Source organism: Flavobacteriaceae bacterium HL-DH10 (assembly GCA_031826515.1).
GTDB classification, from domain to species: domain Bacteria; phylum Bacteroidota; class Bacteroidia; order Flavobacteriales; family Flavobacteriaceae; genus Thalassobellus; species Thalassobellus suaedae.
Genome location: CP134536.1, coordinates 2,607,642 through 2,627,753, shown reverse-complemented (window position 1 = coordinate 2,627,753; position 20,112 = coordinate 2,607,642). Strand labels below are relative to the sequence as shown.

The 20,112-nt window shown below is 33.1% G+C and carries 9 protein-coding genes; all 9 read right to left on the bottom strand.

Translation table 11 applies throughout. From position 1 onward, the window contains the following. Positions 1–44 precede the first annotated feature (44 nt). Positions 45–710 carry a DUF3826 domain-containing protein gene (locus RHP49_11165; protein WNH11463.1) on the bottom strand — a complete coding sequence of 222 codons (666 nt, stop codon included), beginning with the start codon at positions 708–710 and terminating at the stop codon, positions 45–47. 20 nt (positions 711–730) lie between these two features. Beyond that, positions 731–2,431, bottom strand: coding sequence for a polysaccharide lyase (locus RHP49_11160; protein WNH11462.1), 1,701 nt, complete (start codon positions 2,429–2,431; stop codon positions 731–733). Positions 2,432–2,636: 205 nt separating this feature from the next. Next, a complete protein-coding gene (locus RHP49_11155; protein ID WNH11461.1) occupies positions 2,637–4,559 on the bottom strand; it encodes a RagB/SusD family nutrient uptake outer membrane protein in 1,923 nt (640 codons plus the stop codon). A 28-nt stretch (positions 4,560–4,587) separates the two neighbouring features. Then, a complete protein-coding gene (locus tag RHP49_11150) occupies positions 4,588–7,893 on the bottom strand; it encodes a SusC/RagA family TonB-linked outer membrane protein (protein ID WNH11460.1) in 3,306 nt (1,101 codons plus the stop codon). A 563-nt stretch (positions 7,894–8,456) separates the two neighbouring features. Continuing rightward, entirely contained in the window at positions 8,457–10,475 is a 2,019-nt protein-coding gene (locus tag RHP49_11145) for a glycoside hydrolase family 127 protein (GenBank protein ID WNH11459.1), read from the bottom strand. A gap of 4 nt (positions 10,476–10,479) precedes the next feature. Next, positions 10,480–12,933: a T9SS C-terminal target domain-containing protein gene (locus RHP49_11140; GenBank protein ID WNH11458.1), complete on the bottom strand. Its 2,454-nt coding sequence runs from the start codon at positions 12,931–12,933 to the stop codon at positions 10,480–10,482. Between the two features lie 6 nt (positions 12,934–12,939). Then, positions 12,940–15,273 (bottom strand): DUF5703 domain-containing protein, encoded by a 2,334-nt coding sequence (locus RHP49_11135; GenBank protein ID WNH11457.1) that lies wholly within the window; start codon positions 15,271–15,273, stop codon positions 12,940–12,942. Between the two features lie 20 nt (positions 15,274–15,293). Continuing rightward, on the bottom strand, positions 15,294–16,730 hold the full coding sequence (locus tag RHP49_11130) for a sialate O-acetylesterase (protein WNH11456.1): 1,437 nt from the start codon (positions 16,728–16,730) through the stop codon (positions 15,294–15,296). 4 nt (positions 16,731–16,734) lie between these two features. Continuing rightward, positions 16,735–20,070 (bottom strand): glycosyl hydrolase, encoded by a 3,336-nt coding sequence (locus tag RHP49_11125; GenBank protein WNH11455.1) that lies wholly within the window; start codon positions 20,068–20,070, stop codon positions 16,735–16,737. Positions 20,071–20,112 lie beyond the last annotated feature (42 nt).

Sequence of the window (20,112 nt, the reverse complement as noted above, 5' to 3'; positions counted from 1 at the left end):
GATGAGAATTTAAATCTTTAACCAATTTTTAACTAAAACAGCTGTTATTCAGACTTGTTTTTTTGTTCTTCTATTCGTTTGTACCATCCATCTCTTTCTTTCTCTAAATCATATCCTCTTGCCGACAAATAGTTATTAATTCTTCCCTTATATTTTCCGAACCAAGCATGCTTTTCTTTAGATGAACCACCATCCATGGCTTGTTCTCTAGCCTCTTTTAAATTGTTGTATATATAATCCTTTTCCTCTTGAGAAAGACTTGGTATCATTTCTAAAAATGCCGCATATGTTTTTGGCAAAACACTATAAGTCATACCATCTTTAACAGCATCAACTTTTTCTTCATTTAAATGAACCGATAACTGCTTAAGATATATTTTATGCAACTTCTCAATTGATTTATTTGCTTTAGCTTTTACCTTATCTATTTTTTTGTTTTGCTTTTCTTTTGAAAGCTTATTTTTTTTTAATGCGTCAATTTCTGCATCTCTTTCGTCTTGAAATTTACTCAAGTTTTGATATTGTTTTGCAATAACACTTATTACTGCGGCTTCTTTTTCTGAATCAGACAACTCAAGTTCTTTTACAATTTTTGAAGCTCTACCTTTTGTAACTTTTATATACTCTGGGTCTAGATGCTGTTGTGCATTTAAACCCACTATGACTAACGTAAAAAATACAATATTTAAACTTATTTTTTTAATTGACATGTTTTTTATTTTACTTATTATTACTGAAGTAATCGCTCTTTTAAAGAATTTTCATTGTTCTTTAAATCTGTCCAATCCTTATATTTTTTTGGATTATTACCATTTATATAATCCTCAATATTAGTATAACCATCTTTATTTTTATCTCCATTTGCATCTGAAGCATCATTTGGATTTAAACCATATTTTTCTTCCCACTTATCTGGCATCCCATCTTTATCTGAATCTTGATAAGGTGTTCCATTGTATTCAGGATAACCACCTACTTGAGAAATATCTGTAATAATTCCTTTTTTGTATGAATCTTTAGGAAGGCGTCTGTGTTTAAATTGATAAAAAGAATCTGGATCTAGTCCTTTAATATATTCTGGCTCTCCTGTTTTAACTGTTCTTGCTATTCTTGTATCCACAACATCTCTTATTGGTAATGTTGCTCCTGCATTATTAATCACAAAATTGTAAGCCTCATCTGCAGACATAATTTCCTTAAACCAAGGCATTGGGAAAGGAGTACTCGCATTCATATAATCGAAATATGGTTTAGCATCTTTAAAACTCAAAAGCTCCCCATCTTTACCTTCAATCTGTACACCACCTGCCCAATTATTTTTTGTGATTGCTGGGTTTTTATCTACTATATTTCCTTTAACATAAGCACGACCATAAACCATAGTATCTAGTTTACTTCTACCAGCTTCTGGTTTTAAAATACGATAACTTATAGGAGCATCTTTAGGTGTTAATGGACCTGGTTTAAAATAGTTATTGATAATATTGTATTTAGCTGTATAATCTCCCCCATCTACAGAACGATGTACCCAATTAAACATCACATTATTCACAAAATTAAAAATACCATTCCACCCTATAGAAGGATTTCTTCCAGCATTACTAGCCCACATATTTCTAATAAACGCACAGTTCTCACCACCTAAAGTACTACCAAAAGCATGATTATACGTATCTAAAGCTTCACCAAATAAACTGTTTTGAATAGTAATGTTAACGGTCGGTTTTTTCTCATCTTTATAATCGGCTCCTGGACTATACATATGGCGATAAATAGACATATTTTCGTCTAATCCCCAAGTTGCTGAAATATGATCTAACATGATATTTCCAACTGGATTACCACCAATAGCATCGTCTCTTCTACCAACAAACGTATCGCCTCTACGAAAACGCATGTGGCGAATAATAACATCGTGTGTATCTATCCAAAACGATTCGCCTGAAACACAAATCCCATCTCCTGGTGCAGTTTGACCTGCAATGGTTATATATGGTGCTCGAACAATTAATGGAGTTTTAAGTTTAATTATCCCTGCAACATTAAATACAATAATTCTTGCTCCTCCTTTTTCACATGCTTCACGTAAAGAACCTGGTCCATCATCTGCTAAACTTGTAACTGTATAAACATTTCCACCACGACCACCAAACGTGTACATGCCTCCTCCTTCAGCACCTGGAAAAGCAGGTATACTTGCTTGTGGCAAATCTGTTGGTCGTCCTGCCCAAGGAATATATGGTTTTCCTTCCCTAGCTTCTTTTTGAACTATAATTTTAGCTTTTTCCCAAGCCTCGTCTGAGTGCTTATAAGCTTCATCTTTAATAGCTTTCTCTTTAGCTCTATCCTCATCTGTAAGCTTTGGATATTGGGCATAAGCATTTGTAATTCCTAGAAATAGGATTATTAAAATAAAATTAAACTTATTCATTTTTGTTTTTATTGTATTCGATGTAGTGGCTTACACCTATTTATAAATATTATAAAGTTTATTTTTAGTTGGCAGTAAAATTTATTTTCTTAGTGTAAATGAACATCTTGAATCTGAAAACAAATTGGAATAATTAAAAAAATTACCTGTATTTAATATGGATACAGGTAATTTCTATATTTTAAATAATTATTTTGAATAACGTTTATTCTGCTAAAGGATCAAAAACACCGGCTCCAAATCCGTTACCCCATCCTTGAGTTTGTTTTAAATATGGTGATTTTTTAAGAGCATCTTCATAAATTCCAAAAAAGTAATACTCATCATACCATGTAAAAGAAAAACCATTATCATCTACATCATCTCTAACAACAACCTCAAAATAATTATCGTATAAATAATCTACATATTCTTCATAAGTTGTTACACCTGCAGGGTAATTAGAAGCATCTGCATCTCTATCAATAATGTCTCCTTTTAAAGGATCATCACTTCCCACATAATCTTTAACAACAACATAATATCCTTGTCTTCTAATTCCATCAATAGGTGTTTGATTTAATTGAGTTACAGTACCAAAATTATCATTAAAAAGTAACCAACGTCTTAAATCAAAGAAACGTTTATTTTCATATGCTAATTCTACTTTTCTTTCGTTAATACAAGCCGCAAAATGTTGATCTCTTGAGCTTACAGCAGACAAACCATAGTCTCCATCATTATTCTCTATACCAGCTCTTTCTCTAATCTTTTTTAAATAACCTTTAGCTTCTGATAAATTATCAATTCCAACTGCTGCTTCTGCTAAGTTTAAAACTACTTCTGCAAAACGAAATTCCATATAATCTGTTCCGCTATATCTAAACTTATCGTCATCATCATATTCAAAATTATCATTAGTAAATTTTCTTAAATAGACTCCTGTCGCATTGTTATCCTGTTCGGTAGAATTTTCAGGATCTCCTCCTGCTTCATCATGCCAATAGTAAGTCCAGTTTTTCCATTCTGGCTCTTGACTCCAAGGCCAAATAGATCCATTATATGAAAACGTATTATAAAATCTTGGATCTCTATCTTTATAAAAATCATTAAGATTACTGTTAGGATCATAAGCTGTACCATCTTTCATTGGAAATGCATCCATAATATTTTTAGTTGGAGAAATACTTCCATCTCCTCCTGCTGCTCTAGAACGTGCTTTTCTTTCGTTAGCATTATTCTTTCTATCAGAATCATCATGATTGTTGTATCCAACAACCGTAATAGCTTCTGGATTCCCTTCTTCTTCAAACCACATGTTTTTCCAATCTGGGTTCAACCCTTTTCCAGCAGCTGTACAAACATCATATGCTGATTTACAGGCATCATAAGCACGTTGCCATCTAGCTTGATCATCAGTTCTGTTAAAAAGAGGACTTGCCCAAGTTAATAACACACGTCCTTTTAAAGCAGAGGCACTTAAATTTGTTACACGACCATAATCACTACCACTCCATGAGGTAGGCAATAATGCTTCTGCCATATCTAAATCCGCTACAATTTGATTGATAACTTCTCCTGAGCTACTTCTAGGTATTTCTATATCTAATTCAGTCTTGTTTGTTGTAATTATTGGTACACCACCATACAATCTTACCAATTCAAAATAAAGAAGCCCTCTAAAATAATAAAACTGACCTTTAGCTGTATTTTTAAATTCATCACTAAGCCCTTCATAATTATCTACATTATCAAAATATTCATTACAATATCTGATCATACCCCATATATCGTTATCCACACTCTTACTATATATAGATTTTAAACAATGATTATTTGTATTTAAAATCGAGGTATACTCTTTATTTAAATCATTCTCATCTCCTTTTTCATCAGTTGCTGATCCAAATAAAGATTCGTTCCCATGAATAAATGCCATAAGATGGTAATTAGATAAATCTTTATCATTTGGTGCTACAACAAGTTTATATAAACCATTAATGTATGTTCTTGACAAATTTTCATCTTCATAAATCTGAGTTGTTGCTTGATTTAACTCAGTCTTTTCTTCTAGAAAGTCTGTACTACAGCTCACTAAAAATCCTGTCATAATAATAACTAACAGAATGTTATTTTTTATATTTTTCATATTTATAATTTTAAAATTTTAAATCAAATTAAAATCCAACATTAAGCCCTAAAGAATAGGTTTTAAGAACAGGAAATTCGTTAAAATTTCCATCAGGACCTAGTCCCCAATCTTTATAAGGATTTACAATAATAAATGGATTTATTGCTACCACATTTAACCTTAAGCTATTAATCTTAAGCTTATCTAATATTTTCTTTGAAAATGAATAGTTTAAATTTACATTTCTAATATTCATTGCAAAATTATTTACCGCCCAAAAATCAGAAGTTCTATTATTAATATTTCCATTATTTTTTGCTAAATTCGGTATCGTTCCGTTAGGGTTTAAATTAAGATCATACATATTGCTCCAAAATTCAGGTCTATTTTCCCAATTCTGATAAATTCGATCTCTATTCATGTATTTGGTTGCTGTACCATTAACTGTTCTATATCCTCCCCAACTTACACCTACAACGGTATTTAAATTAAAGTTTTTATATGACAAATTGATGATAGATGAAAACCCAGTAGGAACCCATTTTGCTGGTTTTTTTAATTGAACTTGATCATCTTCTGTTATTACACCATCAGCTTCTGCAAAAGTTTTTGTTTCTGGATCCCATTCACCTCTAACATCTCTATAATATAACATGCCTGGTTTAAGATCTGATTGAGTTGGATCTGCATCATAAACATATCCGAAAATATCGGTAACACCCGTTTCTGAAACATAGTTATCAATTTCTTCATAGGTTTTAAACATTCCTAGATTATCATAACCCCAAGTTCCTATATTTGTAGATTTCCCTTCTTGAATATCCCAAGGTTTAACACTTTCTGGATTAAAATCACCTTTAATAATTTTATTATCACTCCATCCAGTAAGAAGTGTTATTCCATAATTAAAATCTTTTCCAATAACATCTTTCCAACCTATAGAAATTTCAGTACCATAAGTATCTGCTTCAGCATAATTCACAGTAGGTGGTGTTCCTCCAATTGTGAAAAAAGAAGTATTACTAGTCGGGGCAAGAAGATCTGTACCCATATTATAATACTGTTCAATATTTATTGACATTCTATTATCTAAAAGTCTTGTTTCTACACCAAAATTAGTTTTAAACTCAGACCCCCAATGTGCATCGTAATTAGCTATTGCACTAGGTTTCCACCAGTCGGTTCTATTATCGTTACCGCCAAAAGCAGGTCCTTTATTACTACTAGAAGCTTGATAACTATAACCTTGTCTCCATAACCATGACTTTATATTATCATTACCTACCTTACCAGCTGAGGCTCTAATTTTTAAATAATCAACTGTCTTTGAACTCCAAAAATTCTCTTTAGACACAATCCATCCAGCAGAAACGTTATAAAAATTACCCCAATAATTTTCTGGCGCAAATTTTGTTGAAGCATCTGATCTATATAAAACATCTACAAAATACTTATTATCAAAACCATAAGACAATCTAGCTATATAACCTAAATCTCCTGCCTCACTAGAACTAGTTCCACTATTACCAGCATCACGATTACCGATTTCCCAATCTTGACCTGTTGCCCATTCTGGAATATTTCCTTCAAAAACAAGCCTATCTTGATCAAATGATGATTCGCTTTTTTCTATAGCAAAAAGACCAGACAAAGAATGTTTACCAAAATCTCTAGCATAATTTAATTGAAAATTTAACTGCTCTCTCCATCTTGTATCATTATCTATTAAAACTCTACGTCCTCTACTAGTCGTTTTTGTTTTTCTAATTGTATTATCTCCAAGAGGACCAGAACCTGATTCATAATAAATATAACTTTCTTCATCATCTCCAGCTCCATTAAATTCAGTCAATGTATATCCGTAACCTACTTGCTTTGCTCTATTTTTACTTTCAGTTCTTGCATAACTTAATTGAGTGCTTAAGCCTTCAACAAACGGGAAATCATATTTAAGCTTTGCATTTATAGTTACATTATTTCCTTTGTTAACATTTAAATTCCCAAGTCTTAACATTTCTGCATAGTTATACTCCAATTGATTTGAACCACTCGCATTTCGCATTTTAGTTGGTAAACCATCAATATAATATGGTAAAAACGGGGTTCTATATTGTAATTGAATATAATCATCTTCAGATTCTGAACCAAACTTATTAAACGTCTTTCTTCTTTCTTCAAAAAGTCCTGCAACCTGAAAATCGGCAGATAACCCTGAAGCTATCTTAAAAGTACTCCCTGCACGAAAAGACCATTTATCATAATCTAAAATGGCTAAGTTAGTATCTTGTTCAAAATATGAAATTCCTGCATAATAAGTAGCATCATCCGTACCTCCACTTAGGCTAACATTATGCCTTTTTGATGACGCTGTTGACCATGCATCTTCTAAAAAATTATAATCAAGAGTTTTAAAATGATCTAAGGCCTCAGAAGAAAAAAAGTAATCATTATTAGTTTCATTTCTTTCATTACCGTATGCACCATTCATAATATTAAACGCTTGACCATACTGGCTAGCATTCATCATTTTAGAATGATAGGTTGCATCTGATACAGAAAAATTGCCACTATAACTAAACCTAGCAGGCCCTTTTTTTCCTTTTTTTGTAACAACTAAAACCACCCCTTGTGATGCTCTAGACCCATAAACAGCCGCCGAACCATCTCTTAAAAAAGAAATACTCTCTACCTGTGAAGCATCTAAACTATTAAATAACGAATTATCGTTTGTTCCTGTAAAAGGATCAATTTGTACAACACCATCAATAACATATAATGGTTGTGTATTACCACCATCCTTGGCTGTAATCTGACCTGCTACATTACCAAAAGGCTGACGAATAGTTAAACTAGCTCCTTCACCAGGTCTGGATTGACCACCACTAACTGAAACACCTAAAACACGACCTGCAAGAGCCGTTCCTAAGTTCCCTACAGGCAAATCTTCTACTTCTGCTGGATTAATAGTAGAAATAGCCCCTGTAACGGCTTCTCTCTTTTGAGTACCATAACCTACTACAACAACCTCTCCTAAAGATTCAATATCCTCATGTAAAATAATATTAATAACACTTTGATTATTAACTACAACTTCTTGAGTTTCCATACCTACAAAAGAGAATATTAAAGTTGAATCAGAATTCACAGAAACACTATACTTTCCGTCAAAATCTGTAACTGCTCCATTATTGGCTCTCTTTTCAAGAACATTAACACCAGGCATTGGTACGCCTGAAACATCGACCACTGTACCAGTGACGTTCTTTTTGCCACTCGTATTTTGCGCAAAACTTGACAGACATAACAGACTGAAAAGTAATAAAACACAAGCTTTAGTAATTGTTTTTTTCATACTTGTTTGTTTAGTTTAATTAATATATTTAGTTTAAGTTTTAATTATATTACTGGATAAAGCACACTACCAATAATTCTGCTAATTTTGATATTTTAATAATAATTCAATGCTATTTTTGGACAACGACCAATTTTATAAACAACTCTTGTTTGTTTTTTATGTGTTTACGCAAAAACATGAACGATTATTATATAACAATCATTGTATTCTGCTAATATTGAGATATTAACAATAATTCTGTGCTATTTTTGTACGGTGGTCAATTTTATAAATTTGCATCCAACACTTAATACTATCTTTAATAAGAGAATAATTTTTTTTAGTTACAATAAACTTCTTAAAACAAACTATCCTTGATGCAGAGCCATAGAGGTGTTTGCTAGTTCCTTTTTGCTCTAAAACTATTTGAAATAAAAATCATGTATTTAGATTCCCGTTTTATTCATTATTTAAATGTTATAATAATGTATTCATAAACCTATCGATTTCACGGGAATTACAATTTCATAGGAAACCCCAAAGCAGCCCCCTAATGGAATTCTTTTTCTATTAAAGAACAATCAATACGACATCCACACAGTCATCTCTCCTTTTGAACGATTTCCCCATGAGTAATAAGGTACTAAATTTATGTCAATTGTTTCTTTATCTTTAGATATTGGTTTGTATAATACTTTATCCCAATTTCCTTTTTCAACAAAAGCACTTCCCTTTATAGCTAGAACCTCTCTATTAGCGATATTAATTTTATTCGTAGTGAATTCTGAATTAATATCTAACACAATATTATTAATTTCTGCTTTTTTTGAAATATCATCAGATTCTAAACAATAAACAATAGGTCCTCTTTTTACTGCTACTTGATTTTTTATTTCTTCTACTAAAGGATTTCCTTGCATTAGCTCTACTGGCATTGGTATATTAAGCTCTATAACATCTCCTTTTTTCCATTTTTTTGTAATTCTTGTATAGCTACCTGAAACAATTTCTAAATCAAGCATTTTACTATTTACAGTTATAGTTGATTCTTTACTCCACCCTGGAATTCTTAAAAATATAGAAAAATCCTTTTTTGGTGCTTTTAATACTTTTAAGACTATTTTACCATTCCATGGATAATTTGTTATTTGTTCTAATTCAATCTTATCGCCTTCTAAACTTTTAGTAACTAAATGATTACTTCCATATAAATTAACATACAATCCGTCTTTTGAAATATTATAGGCATAATTATTAACCTGAGCTAAAGTTCGTGTTACATTAGGTGCACAACAGTTTGACCATGCTATATAGCCTTCCCGTTCACTACCCCAACGTTGTTTAAAAGGTAATTTATCTGACACATTTAAAGGGTTGTTATAACAAAACGCTGTACCATCAAGACTTACACCAGATAGTACACTATTATAAAGCGCTAATTCCATAACATCGGTATATTTTGCGTCTCCTGTAAGTTGTAACATTCTCCAATTCCACAATACATTACCAATGTTAGCACAGGTTTCTGTGTGTGCCGTGGCATTTGGCAATTGAAATGGTCTACCATATGCTTGATGTATTTTTTGTACTTCGGTAGGATCATAAGATGTTCCGTCTGGCGAAACACCATCGTATAGTGCTCCACAACCACCTGTAATATACATTTTTCTATAAACGACGTCATCCCAAATAGACTTCAGGTTTTCTAATAGTTTATCTTCCCCTGTTTCGGCATATAAATCGGCAATACCAGCATATAAATAATTAGCTCTTACGGCATGTCCCATTGCATTTGTTTGGTCTCTAAACGGAATTCTATCTTGGTTATCGTCTGTACCATCATTCGTGGTTCCCCTAATATCAATTAAATTATTAGCTAATTCTAAATATCTTGGATCTTTTACTGTGCGATACATTTCTATAATACCCATATAATGTGACGGACAAATAGCATTTCTAGCGAGTTCTGGTGATGCTTTTTTATAAAAATCATATAAAAATTCTGCAACACCCTTTGCAACATCTAAAAAGTTTGTTTTTCCAGTTACTCTGTAATGCACACATGCAGACGTCATTAAATGTCCCATATTATACTTTTCAAAGCCTAATTGCTTTTTCAGCTCTTCAGGACCTAAAGTGCCCCAACGTTCTTCTATTAAAACAGGTGTATTTATATAACCATCGGCTCTTTGTACTTTACTAAACATAGCAATAGCCTCATCCATTTGTATATCTAACTCTGGATTTTTAGTAATGGCATAAGCCGAAGCCATTCCTTCTAAGATTTTGTAAAAATCACCATCATGAAAAGAAGGCCCTGCATGCTTTCCTTTCATTAAACCAGCTGCTATTTCAAAATTTGCATAAGCATGTGAAATGCTGTCATTATGATATAAATCCCACATATAAGGCAATGTGTTTTGGGTTTCAACATCAAACTGTTCTTTCCAAAAACCACTAGTCCATTTTACATCCTGTAAATTGATACTTTGTAATTTTGTATGCGGACTATTACCATTTGCGACTAAGCCTTTTCCTTGAGAATAAACTAACACACTTAAACTAAGCAGATAGATTAACATAATTTTACTTTTCATCATGTGTTTACTTAACAAATAAATTAATAATTCGACTCATAGAATCCCCATCGGCATCCTTAACTGTTATTCTAAAAGACGCTAATCCTTTTTGAATTGCTTTAAATTGAATTGTTTTATTTTTTAATAAAACATTTCCATTTTTTACATTAGATAAGCTGTAAACCGGACTTTTCTCATAACCCTTAAAATAATCAGCTATCGAAATTTCTAACAGCTCATCTAATGTAATAAAATAATGTGGTTGCGCCATCCAATTCAAATATTCTTCTAATTGCGTATATCCATTATTATCTAAATCAGAATTTGAATCAGAAAAATCATTTGATGGTGATTCTAAATTTAAACCATGCACATCTTCCCACCAATTTGGCAACCCGTCATGGTCCGTATCCCAATTTTCAGGTCTTGTCTCTCTTGAGAATTCTGGCCAACCTCCAGCATCTTCAACGGTATCTATCATGCCAGCCAATCCGCTTTTACTGCCTTTAAAACTATAAGTTCCAGCTATTGTTTCTTCAATAATTCGTTTATCATGTGCATCTATAATGGGTTGATTTGCTCCAACATCAGACAACACATTCTTATAAGCTGCCCTTGCAGACTGTGTGTTAACATATGATTCAAAAAACGGATCCTCTACAAAAGTCTCATAATCTACTATTTCATTGTTTTTAATTTTAGACCGTCTTCCTAATTCTTGATTAGTTTCATTAAAATGCCCAGACATCACATTACCTTCAAAAAAATAACGCTGACTTCCTTTTCCAACACCTTCATGATCTGCAGTTAATGCAAAGAAAATATCGGTAGAAGCTCCAGGTTTATAATAATTATTAACAAAGTTAACTTCATTTGCTCCTCCGTCCGTTGTACGATGTCCCCAATTATAAACCACATTATTTCGTATATCTAATCGACCAGAGTAATAACCATCACCATTTAATCCGCCACCCATACTCCAATTTCTTCCGTAATTGTGTGCTAATAAATTATGATGAAAACTACCAATATCACCACCAATAGTTGCTGCATAGCCATGCATCTTTCCCTCTTCATATTTATCATGACCTGCAACATTTAAAGCTTCAGAAATTAGGGTGCGCTGTAATGTAATATTATGTGCACCACGTGAACTAAAGGATTCATCTATAGTCCAACTAATAGAACAATGATCTATAATACTATAATTAGCACCTGTAAGTCCCATACCATCATATGTGGTTCCTGATCCAATACGAACTCTTAAAAACTGAACAATATTATCATCTCCTGTAATACCAACTGGAGCTCTGCTAATAGTAATACCTTCTCCTGGAGCCGTTTGACCAGCTATGGTTATATAAGGCTGATTAACTACCAATCTTGATTTTAATTCTATATTTCCAGACACATTGAATACAATAGTTCGTGGTCCAATATCTTGATTCACAGCATCACGTAAACTACCTGGACCATCATCATTTAAATTTGTAACTTCAATGACTTTTCCTCCGCGACCGCCAATAGCAAATCGACCATAACCTTCGGCATCTGGAAATGCTAATTGTGCAGGTTTAAAAGACCACACATTTCCTTGAGTTATACTTCCATGAGCATCAACAGCATCTACTCTCCAATAATAGGTTTTCATGCTATATAAATCTGAAACAGAAAATTTATTATCGGCTAATTCGCCTTTAAATTCAGAAGTATTTTTATCTGCATTAATTACATTGTTTTTATCTTCCCCAAAATACAGATGATACGCACGAGTTCCTTTGGGCGATGCCCAATTAAGTTCTAATTTATCACTAAAAACCACATGCTCATCGGCATTTTCTGGAAACGGTGTATTGGCTTGTCTTTTTAAATCTGGTGTATCAATCTCAAAACCATTAATAATCATTTGAGGAATTTCTGAATCTGATTTTGCATTGATTTCAAAACGAATAACAACGGCTTTATTTTCTTCAGCTTCAAATTCAAAATAAGCAGTTTCAGATGCTATTTTAGCGAATACACGATTACTTTGCGATACCGTTCTAACTAATTTATCATTCACATAAACATGAATAGCCGCATACTTTTTATCGCCTATTTTATCGAATGTATTTTGAAATGTAAGCAAAGAATGTTTGCCTGGATTCAATCCAATAATTGTCATTTCTAAAGGTGCTTCAGAAAATAAACCATCACTAACTAATTGTGCATAATGTGGCGCACTCATTCCTAGTTTAAACCACTTTGACGTAAAGTCGCCTTTCAACTTTATAGAAACGCCATCAAAAGATTTCTCTGCTTCCTTCTGTTCGTTTATTACCCAAGATTCATAAGTTGGATTATGAACTTCTTCAAGTTTTCTTCCAGAAAAATCAAAATCAACTTTTACGATTTGTTTTTCAGGTTTGATGTCTTGACATTGCACATTTAAAATTAAAATTGCTGATAGCAATAAACAACTCAATACCTTTTTAATCATTCTCATTTAATTTAAATTTATTTTTTCATCTAAAGTGAATAACAAAAGATTCTGAATATCTTTTCGTCTTTCTTCTGGAACCACTTCTATTATATCTACTTTTCCATTTTTAAGCATGACTTCAACTACCGTATTTTGAGAAGCATGCAACTTAAAATGTACATTCCATTCTTTTGGCCATGCAGGGAATAAAAGGATTTTTCCATTTACTTCTTGCAACAACATATCTTGCATACCAATCATTCCTGAGCCACCCCAGTTATGATCAGGCACCCAATCGAAACCTGGCCCGCAAAAGGATGGAAATCGTCTTCCTGAATTGGTCATTTTTAAAAGTGTGTATTTTGCCGCTTCATTGGTTAAGCCCAAATGTGCAGCAAAAATATTGTCTTGTTTCCAACCCACATGACTTCTAAATTTCAACACATCTTCATCTAAAAAATAAGTGTTATGCGCAACATCTAAATCTGGCTTTCCAACTCCATATAACTTCCATGGAAACACGGGATATAATTGTGCTGCTTCTGTATTGTTAATTCGTTCCCATGATTTTGCAGGTGCTAATACTTTATGATGGTCTATTTCTCTAAAATTTAAAGGCGGTATTCTGGTTTGAAATGCTTTTACATAATTAATATCTTCAATACTTAATTCTTTTGATGATACATTTAATAGTTTTTCTGAGATTACTTTTAAAGCAGAAATCGTACTATTTGCATTATATGCCATTTTATAAGTCTCGACTGCAGAACCAGGATACAGTACCAAATGCCCATTTGCGTCTAAAGTTTTCCTTCCTCTTTTTTTAGCTAAATATTGATAATGCTCGTCGAAAAAGCGAAGGCAACTTATTATAAACGGATTGTATTTTTCAATGTTTAAATTAGCATATTCTTTTTGTTCCAACATCATTTTACAAAACTCAAACACCGTATCCCACTGGTATTCTAACCAAGCATTATGCTGCATACCAGGATCGTAATCTTCTGGTCGCTTCCAGTCATATTCTGCGGGATTAGGCAAACCAAAATTCTCGAGTTGCTCGGTAAATGAAGCTCCTTTATGATTCCAATAGACTTTACTGCGCAACTCTGCATTTTTTTGCAGACTTAAATAATAGTCCAATTGGGATTTCATCATATCAAAATCACCGCTTTTAAGCATCGGAAAATAAACCAACCGTTGGTTTTGCTGTGTCATCGTACCACCACCCCAATTTCTAAAATCGGGTGTGAAATTTAAATCTGAATTTGTATAAACAGGATCAACCGTAAACAAACCACCATTAAATTTTGTTGGATACTTTCCATAGGCATTACAACCCAACATATATCGAAATAACTGATAATTCTGCCCTATTTGATACACCGAATCTTTTATAGAACCATCGTTATTTTGTGTATAAATAAAACTTCTATCCCAAAATTGATTCCACCAAGTAAAGGTTTCTTTTTTTGCTTTCTTTTCTTTTAATTTATATGATGATACTAAATTTTGTAATCCATCATTCCAAATATTAATATTTTCATTTTGATCGGTATGTAAATACAGTTTTAACTGATGCTTTTTAGCTGGCTTAACACTTTCTAAACTAAACCCTTTAAAATCGGTATCTTGATACATCCCACTATACATCCCAGAGGGTTTCATGCCTTTACCTAACATGATGCCTCCAAAAGTTAAATGTTTTATTGGATTCATCATTTGGCCTTTAACCGATTCCATTTTTTGTTGTTTTACAGCGACATCAAATACTGTTTGATCTCGGTTTTGGTGATAAAACTTCACTCCATTATTCTCAAAATCAATAGAATCTTTAAATGTTAAAATCTCTCCTTGAGGAGCCCATTTATATGAATTTGCATTATTAGCCTTCCCTTTTACTTCTCTATTTTTATAACGCCAACTTTCGTAAGACGCTTTCATAGTTATTGGAGATTTACTTTTTAAATCCAGATGAATTACAGGACTATACACATCAACCCATAATTTAATTTCCGTATTATTCTGAGTGATTAAAATATACCCGTCTTTTAATTTTAATTCTTGATGAAATCTATTATTATCTTGAAACGGATTTGGCGATAATGCCACTTTTACACGACCTAATTTTAATAAGGTATTATGCTCATCAAAAGTACCGCTACGTGATACATAAAAATATAAATTTCCATTTTCAACCCAAACGTTCAATCCAATATCACCACCTCCAAGGGGCATGGATTCTGATGCATTTTCACTTTGTGAAGTCCAAACCTGATTATAATCTTCAAGTACAGGTGTTTGACCTTCTAAAAAAAGTGAAAAACAAAAAATCATGAAAACTACTAGATACTTCATTTTATAATTTGAATAAAAATTTAATCCTTATACCAATCATCTGTTCTGAAAGACGATATGGGTAAACCACCAACACTAAACAATTCAGCTGTTGTAAAATCTTTGAAGAGATAGCGAACTGCTACTGGTTTATCAACTCTTGAAGAAGATAATACTACAGATTTACCTCTAACAAAAGTTTGTGCAGGATAAAACACTTTGTTTTCTCCTGCAATTTCAAAACCTGTAACTTCCTTACCATAAGATGTGATGCCATTTGGCACGTTATTAAACGATATGGTTACATTACTTCCTTTTATTTCCATCGCATTAAACTCTGGACTTTCATATTCAAATCCATTAAAACCATAGGTTTTAGCTAATGCTAAATACGCTAACCTGCTTCCTCCTTTTTCCTTATCTACTGGATGGATATTATCCTTTTCTCCAATATCCATAATAACCGCCATACCTGAATTCGGAATTTCTTTAGAAGCTTTTAATTGTGCTTCCCGTAAATATGCTGAATTGTATTTTTCTAAATAATCATTAGGATGATAGCGTGTGTAATCAAACGGTGCAATTTGTACAAAATAAAACGGAAACTCCCCTTGATTCCATACCCCTCTCCAACTAGAAACCATTTTTTCAAATAAGTCCTTATATTGAAATGGTCGGTCTCGATTCGATTCCCCTTGATACCAAATAGCACCTTTAATACCATAACCAATTACTGGCGATAACATCCCATTAAATAAGGTAGTTGGTTCGCGATTTGGTGCTTCTTTAAAATCTTCTTTCTTTGTTGGAATAGTAATTTCCTTAAAGTCTTTAAGCATTTCTTCACTCATCCAAGCTTCTACATTCGAACCTCCATAAGACACCTCAATTAATCCAACAGGAATTTGTAAAACCTCTTGAATTAACGATCCAAAATACCATGCTGTAGCACTAAAATCACCAGTAGTTCTTGGAGATGCAACTTTCCAGTTTCCTTCAAAATCGTCTTTTGACTCTAAAACTGTTGACCTAGGAACACTAATAAATCGAATTTGATTATTAGTAGAATGCACAACCGCTTCATGGCCTCCTTTTACAGGTTGCCCCATAAATCCTTTTAACGGCATTTCCATATTAGATTGTCCAGAACATAACCAAACCTCTCCAATTAACACATTATTTATCGTTTTGACGTCTAAACCTTGTTTAATCGTAATTTTATATGTTCCACCAGCATTAGGTGTATTAATTTTAGTTCGCCACTTTCCAGCTTTATCAACCTTTACATCGTATGTTTTAGAATTCCATGAAGTTGAAATTTGCAACATTTCATTTTTATTTCCCCAACCCCAAATTGGAGCTTCCATATTTTGCTGGAGCATCATATTATCGGTAAATAATGCTGGTAATTTTATGTCCGCATTCATATAGAAAATTCCAATGAAACATAATACTGCTGTAATAATTCCTTTTTTCATTTTTTTAATTATTCTCTTTTATAATAGTTACCGCACCTAACAAACCTGCTTTCAACAATGGTTCGTCTGTTAATCTAAAAGGCGCTGTCGTCCATGTTAAACGTTGTTTTTCTGGCAATTTCTGGTCACCAATTAACCGGTTTGCCCATGTATTAGTTACTTTAATTTCCAAAATATTGTCTCCTTTTCTAATAGCATCAGATATATTTATTCTAAACGGATAGGTCCATACTACGCCACATGCCTTTCCGTTTAATTGAATGCTTGCAAGATTATTAACCTCATCCATTTGTAACCATAAATCTTTAGTTGTATCTGCTTTCCATTCAAAGATTTTCGTGTAGCTTACTGTTCCAGAATAATATTTTATGCTGTCGTTCTCAGACATACTCCAATCGAATAATTTATTAACCTGAATAGGTTTAGAAGGACCGTTAAAATCCACATCAAACTGAAGCTCCCAATCTTCATTTAAGGTTTCAATAATTTCAAAATTTGACCAATTTTGAACTCCTTCTGAAGCTTTTTCACTTGTAGCTTCCTTAAATATAACGAAATAAGAAGCATTTGCTTCCAATCTTAACGGAATTACAGTGCGCCCATTATCAATCTTCCAAATAGATAAGTCTTTATAAGTATTTGTTACTGGATTGAATAATATCGGCCGTTTTCCTTCTACACGGAAGGATACATCTAAATTTTGAGTTTCTGATTTTTGATTGGATAAAAAATAAATAGACTCATTAGCTGCTTCGCGATGTGTCCAAGCTATGTTCCCTACTTGATTTCTGTTTAAATTCAAGAACTTAACATCTTGATTAATACCAATTTCTGAAAAATCAGATCCTAAATAAGGCAATTTTTTTTCGTTTAAACTCCAAATCTCATCAATAACTTTTTGCCATTTCACTTTATCTTCACTTGAATACACACCAGGAATATCATTTGGCTTTTCTCCTAAAAACACCGTCGCACCAGCTTTTACTAAATTAAGAATTTTATCAGCAACAGCTAAAGACATGTTGTTATTGGGATTCATTTTTGTCTTTCCAGGAAAAAACAAAGCGCCATATGCAATCCCGTTACTAAAAATCACCTTACCATCTTTTACCGTTGCATTATTTAGTAAAACATCAGTATTAAAGGAATCGTATTTATAACCATTTAATGCGTTTACCCATTGCGATAAATCAGTCGTGTTTTTAGAATAAGTCACTTCCTTTGGCATTTTTGCCGTTGGTTGCTCGTCATTTTTTAATCGAATAACTTCAGAAGCTACACGCTCATCTCCAAAAACATTCGGCATTAATGGCACTAATCTATCTGGCAAAACAGAACGTGATGGAATTTCTTCTCCTGTAAAAACAGCCAAATCAACAACAGGTTTCCCTTTTTGTAATTGAAATTGAACACGTTGGCAATAATCGAAAAAGGCTTTTCCGGGTTCCCACCATGTTTGGTCACGCTGAAAAAATGTACCAATACCATCTAAAGTCATCCCTGGTTTTCTATCTGCCCACGGATTATGCACAAAAACATGATAAAAAAAACGGTTTATTCCTAACGCATAATTTCTATCAGCCAAGGTTTTTAAATTCCCTGGATGTTCGTCCCAATCCATTCGAAGTTCTGTAAATGCTTCTGCTTGAATAATATCTTTATTATAAATATGTCCGCCAGAAATGGCATCTAACATATCGTTGGGTTTATCGTGTGTTGGACTTTTTAACCAAAATTCGCCACCTGGGTAATCCACTGTTTTAAAATGCAATAAATTATCACTAACCATGGTCGGTGCTACATTTTCTGAACTGAATTTTACGCCTGATTTTTCAGCTTCTTCTGCTAAAGTGCCAAAGAAATTATCTGTAATTAATTCTGAAATGGTTTTTCTAATATCGTATAAAACTTGCTCACTTGTTTCAACACTTTCTACTGGAATACCTGCCATAACGGGCAAGTAATCTACTAAATCATAACCTCTTCGTTTTTTAAATTCATCCCTAAAAACAGGCGACCAGTTTTGGCTTCCACATTCCCAACTATCGAGATGTAAAATTTCAACCACGCGCGAAGCTAATTCCGGACCAGCGATTCTTAACATTTTACCAAACCAATGGTCTAATTGAAAACGAATAGCTTCGGGATTAAATTTGTCTACTTCCAACCCTTTGCCTGCTCCTCCTGTGGCATTTTCATGTCCTGTTGATGTATGACCCATTCTTAAAATACGCCAATTCCCTTTTGATGCTTTCCAATTTAAAACACCATCTGTATTAACAAACTCAGAAATATTAATCATTTTAGAAGGATCAATACAATCTTGATTTTTAATTTGTGCGTTCGTTGATTGTGGACTAATACGCCAAACAGCACCCGATTTCCCTTGGTAATTATCAATTAAAGCTTCGTTTGAAAGGATAATTTTTGTCACTTTTAAAGCCTGCTTCCATTTTGCTGCATCCAAATCTTCTGCTCCAGGCTCTGTTCCTTCTGGATTGTAAACAAATCGAAAATATTTTGCTGTTGTTGGTACAATACTGTGCGTGTAAAAAACATCGGTATCTTGCCAACCGTGACGTGGTGCTTCCAGTCTGCCTAAACTTTTAAAATTCTCTCCATCATTGCTTACCTCTATACCTAATCGATGCGCTTGATAATTATTGCCTTTTGTTTCTATTTGAATAGATTTACAGCTAAATGGTTTTTCAAATTCATATTGAATCCAACCCTTTTCGTATAATCTTAATTGTGTTTTTTCTGTTGAATCATCAGCTAAAAAAGAGGCATCAAAATCTGGTAAAGTAGATGTTATTTTTGGCTGTATATTAATTGAAGTTTTAAAAACCTCTTTAACAGGTAATGCAAATGTCGCAATATCTTTATAGTAATCTTGATAATGATTTGGAATAGGTAATTTTAAATGATGTGTTTCATTTTCTGAAACAATAGTATCGGCCCAAACTACTTTTTGCATAGACATTTCGGGCGTAATCCATGGTCCGCCTGCAACAGCAAAACCATCGGCTGCATGAAAAGCTATTTTCAAACCTAATCTATCGGCTTCAGTTAATGCCCAATGCACCATATCCCAAAACTCCTTACTCAATTGTAAAACTGGCGGATCGATTAAGGGGTTTTCGTCAGGCCCTTTAATAGTCATTAAATAAGCACCTCTAATTCCTGCACTTTTCATAGCTTCTAAATCGGCTGTAATTCCCGATTTAGAATAGGCACTTTTCATCCAATACCAATACACCCAAGGTTTAGCAGAATCTTCGGTTGGCTCAAAATACGTTACGCGTTTCTCTTCTTTTTCATTACATGAAAATAAAATCATCAAACCGAATAATAGCAATATGTGTTTTATTTTCGGCGTCAT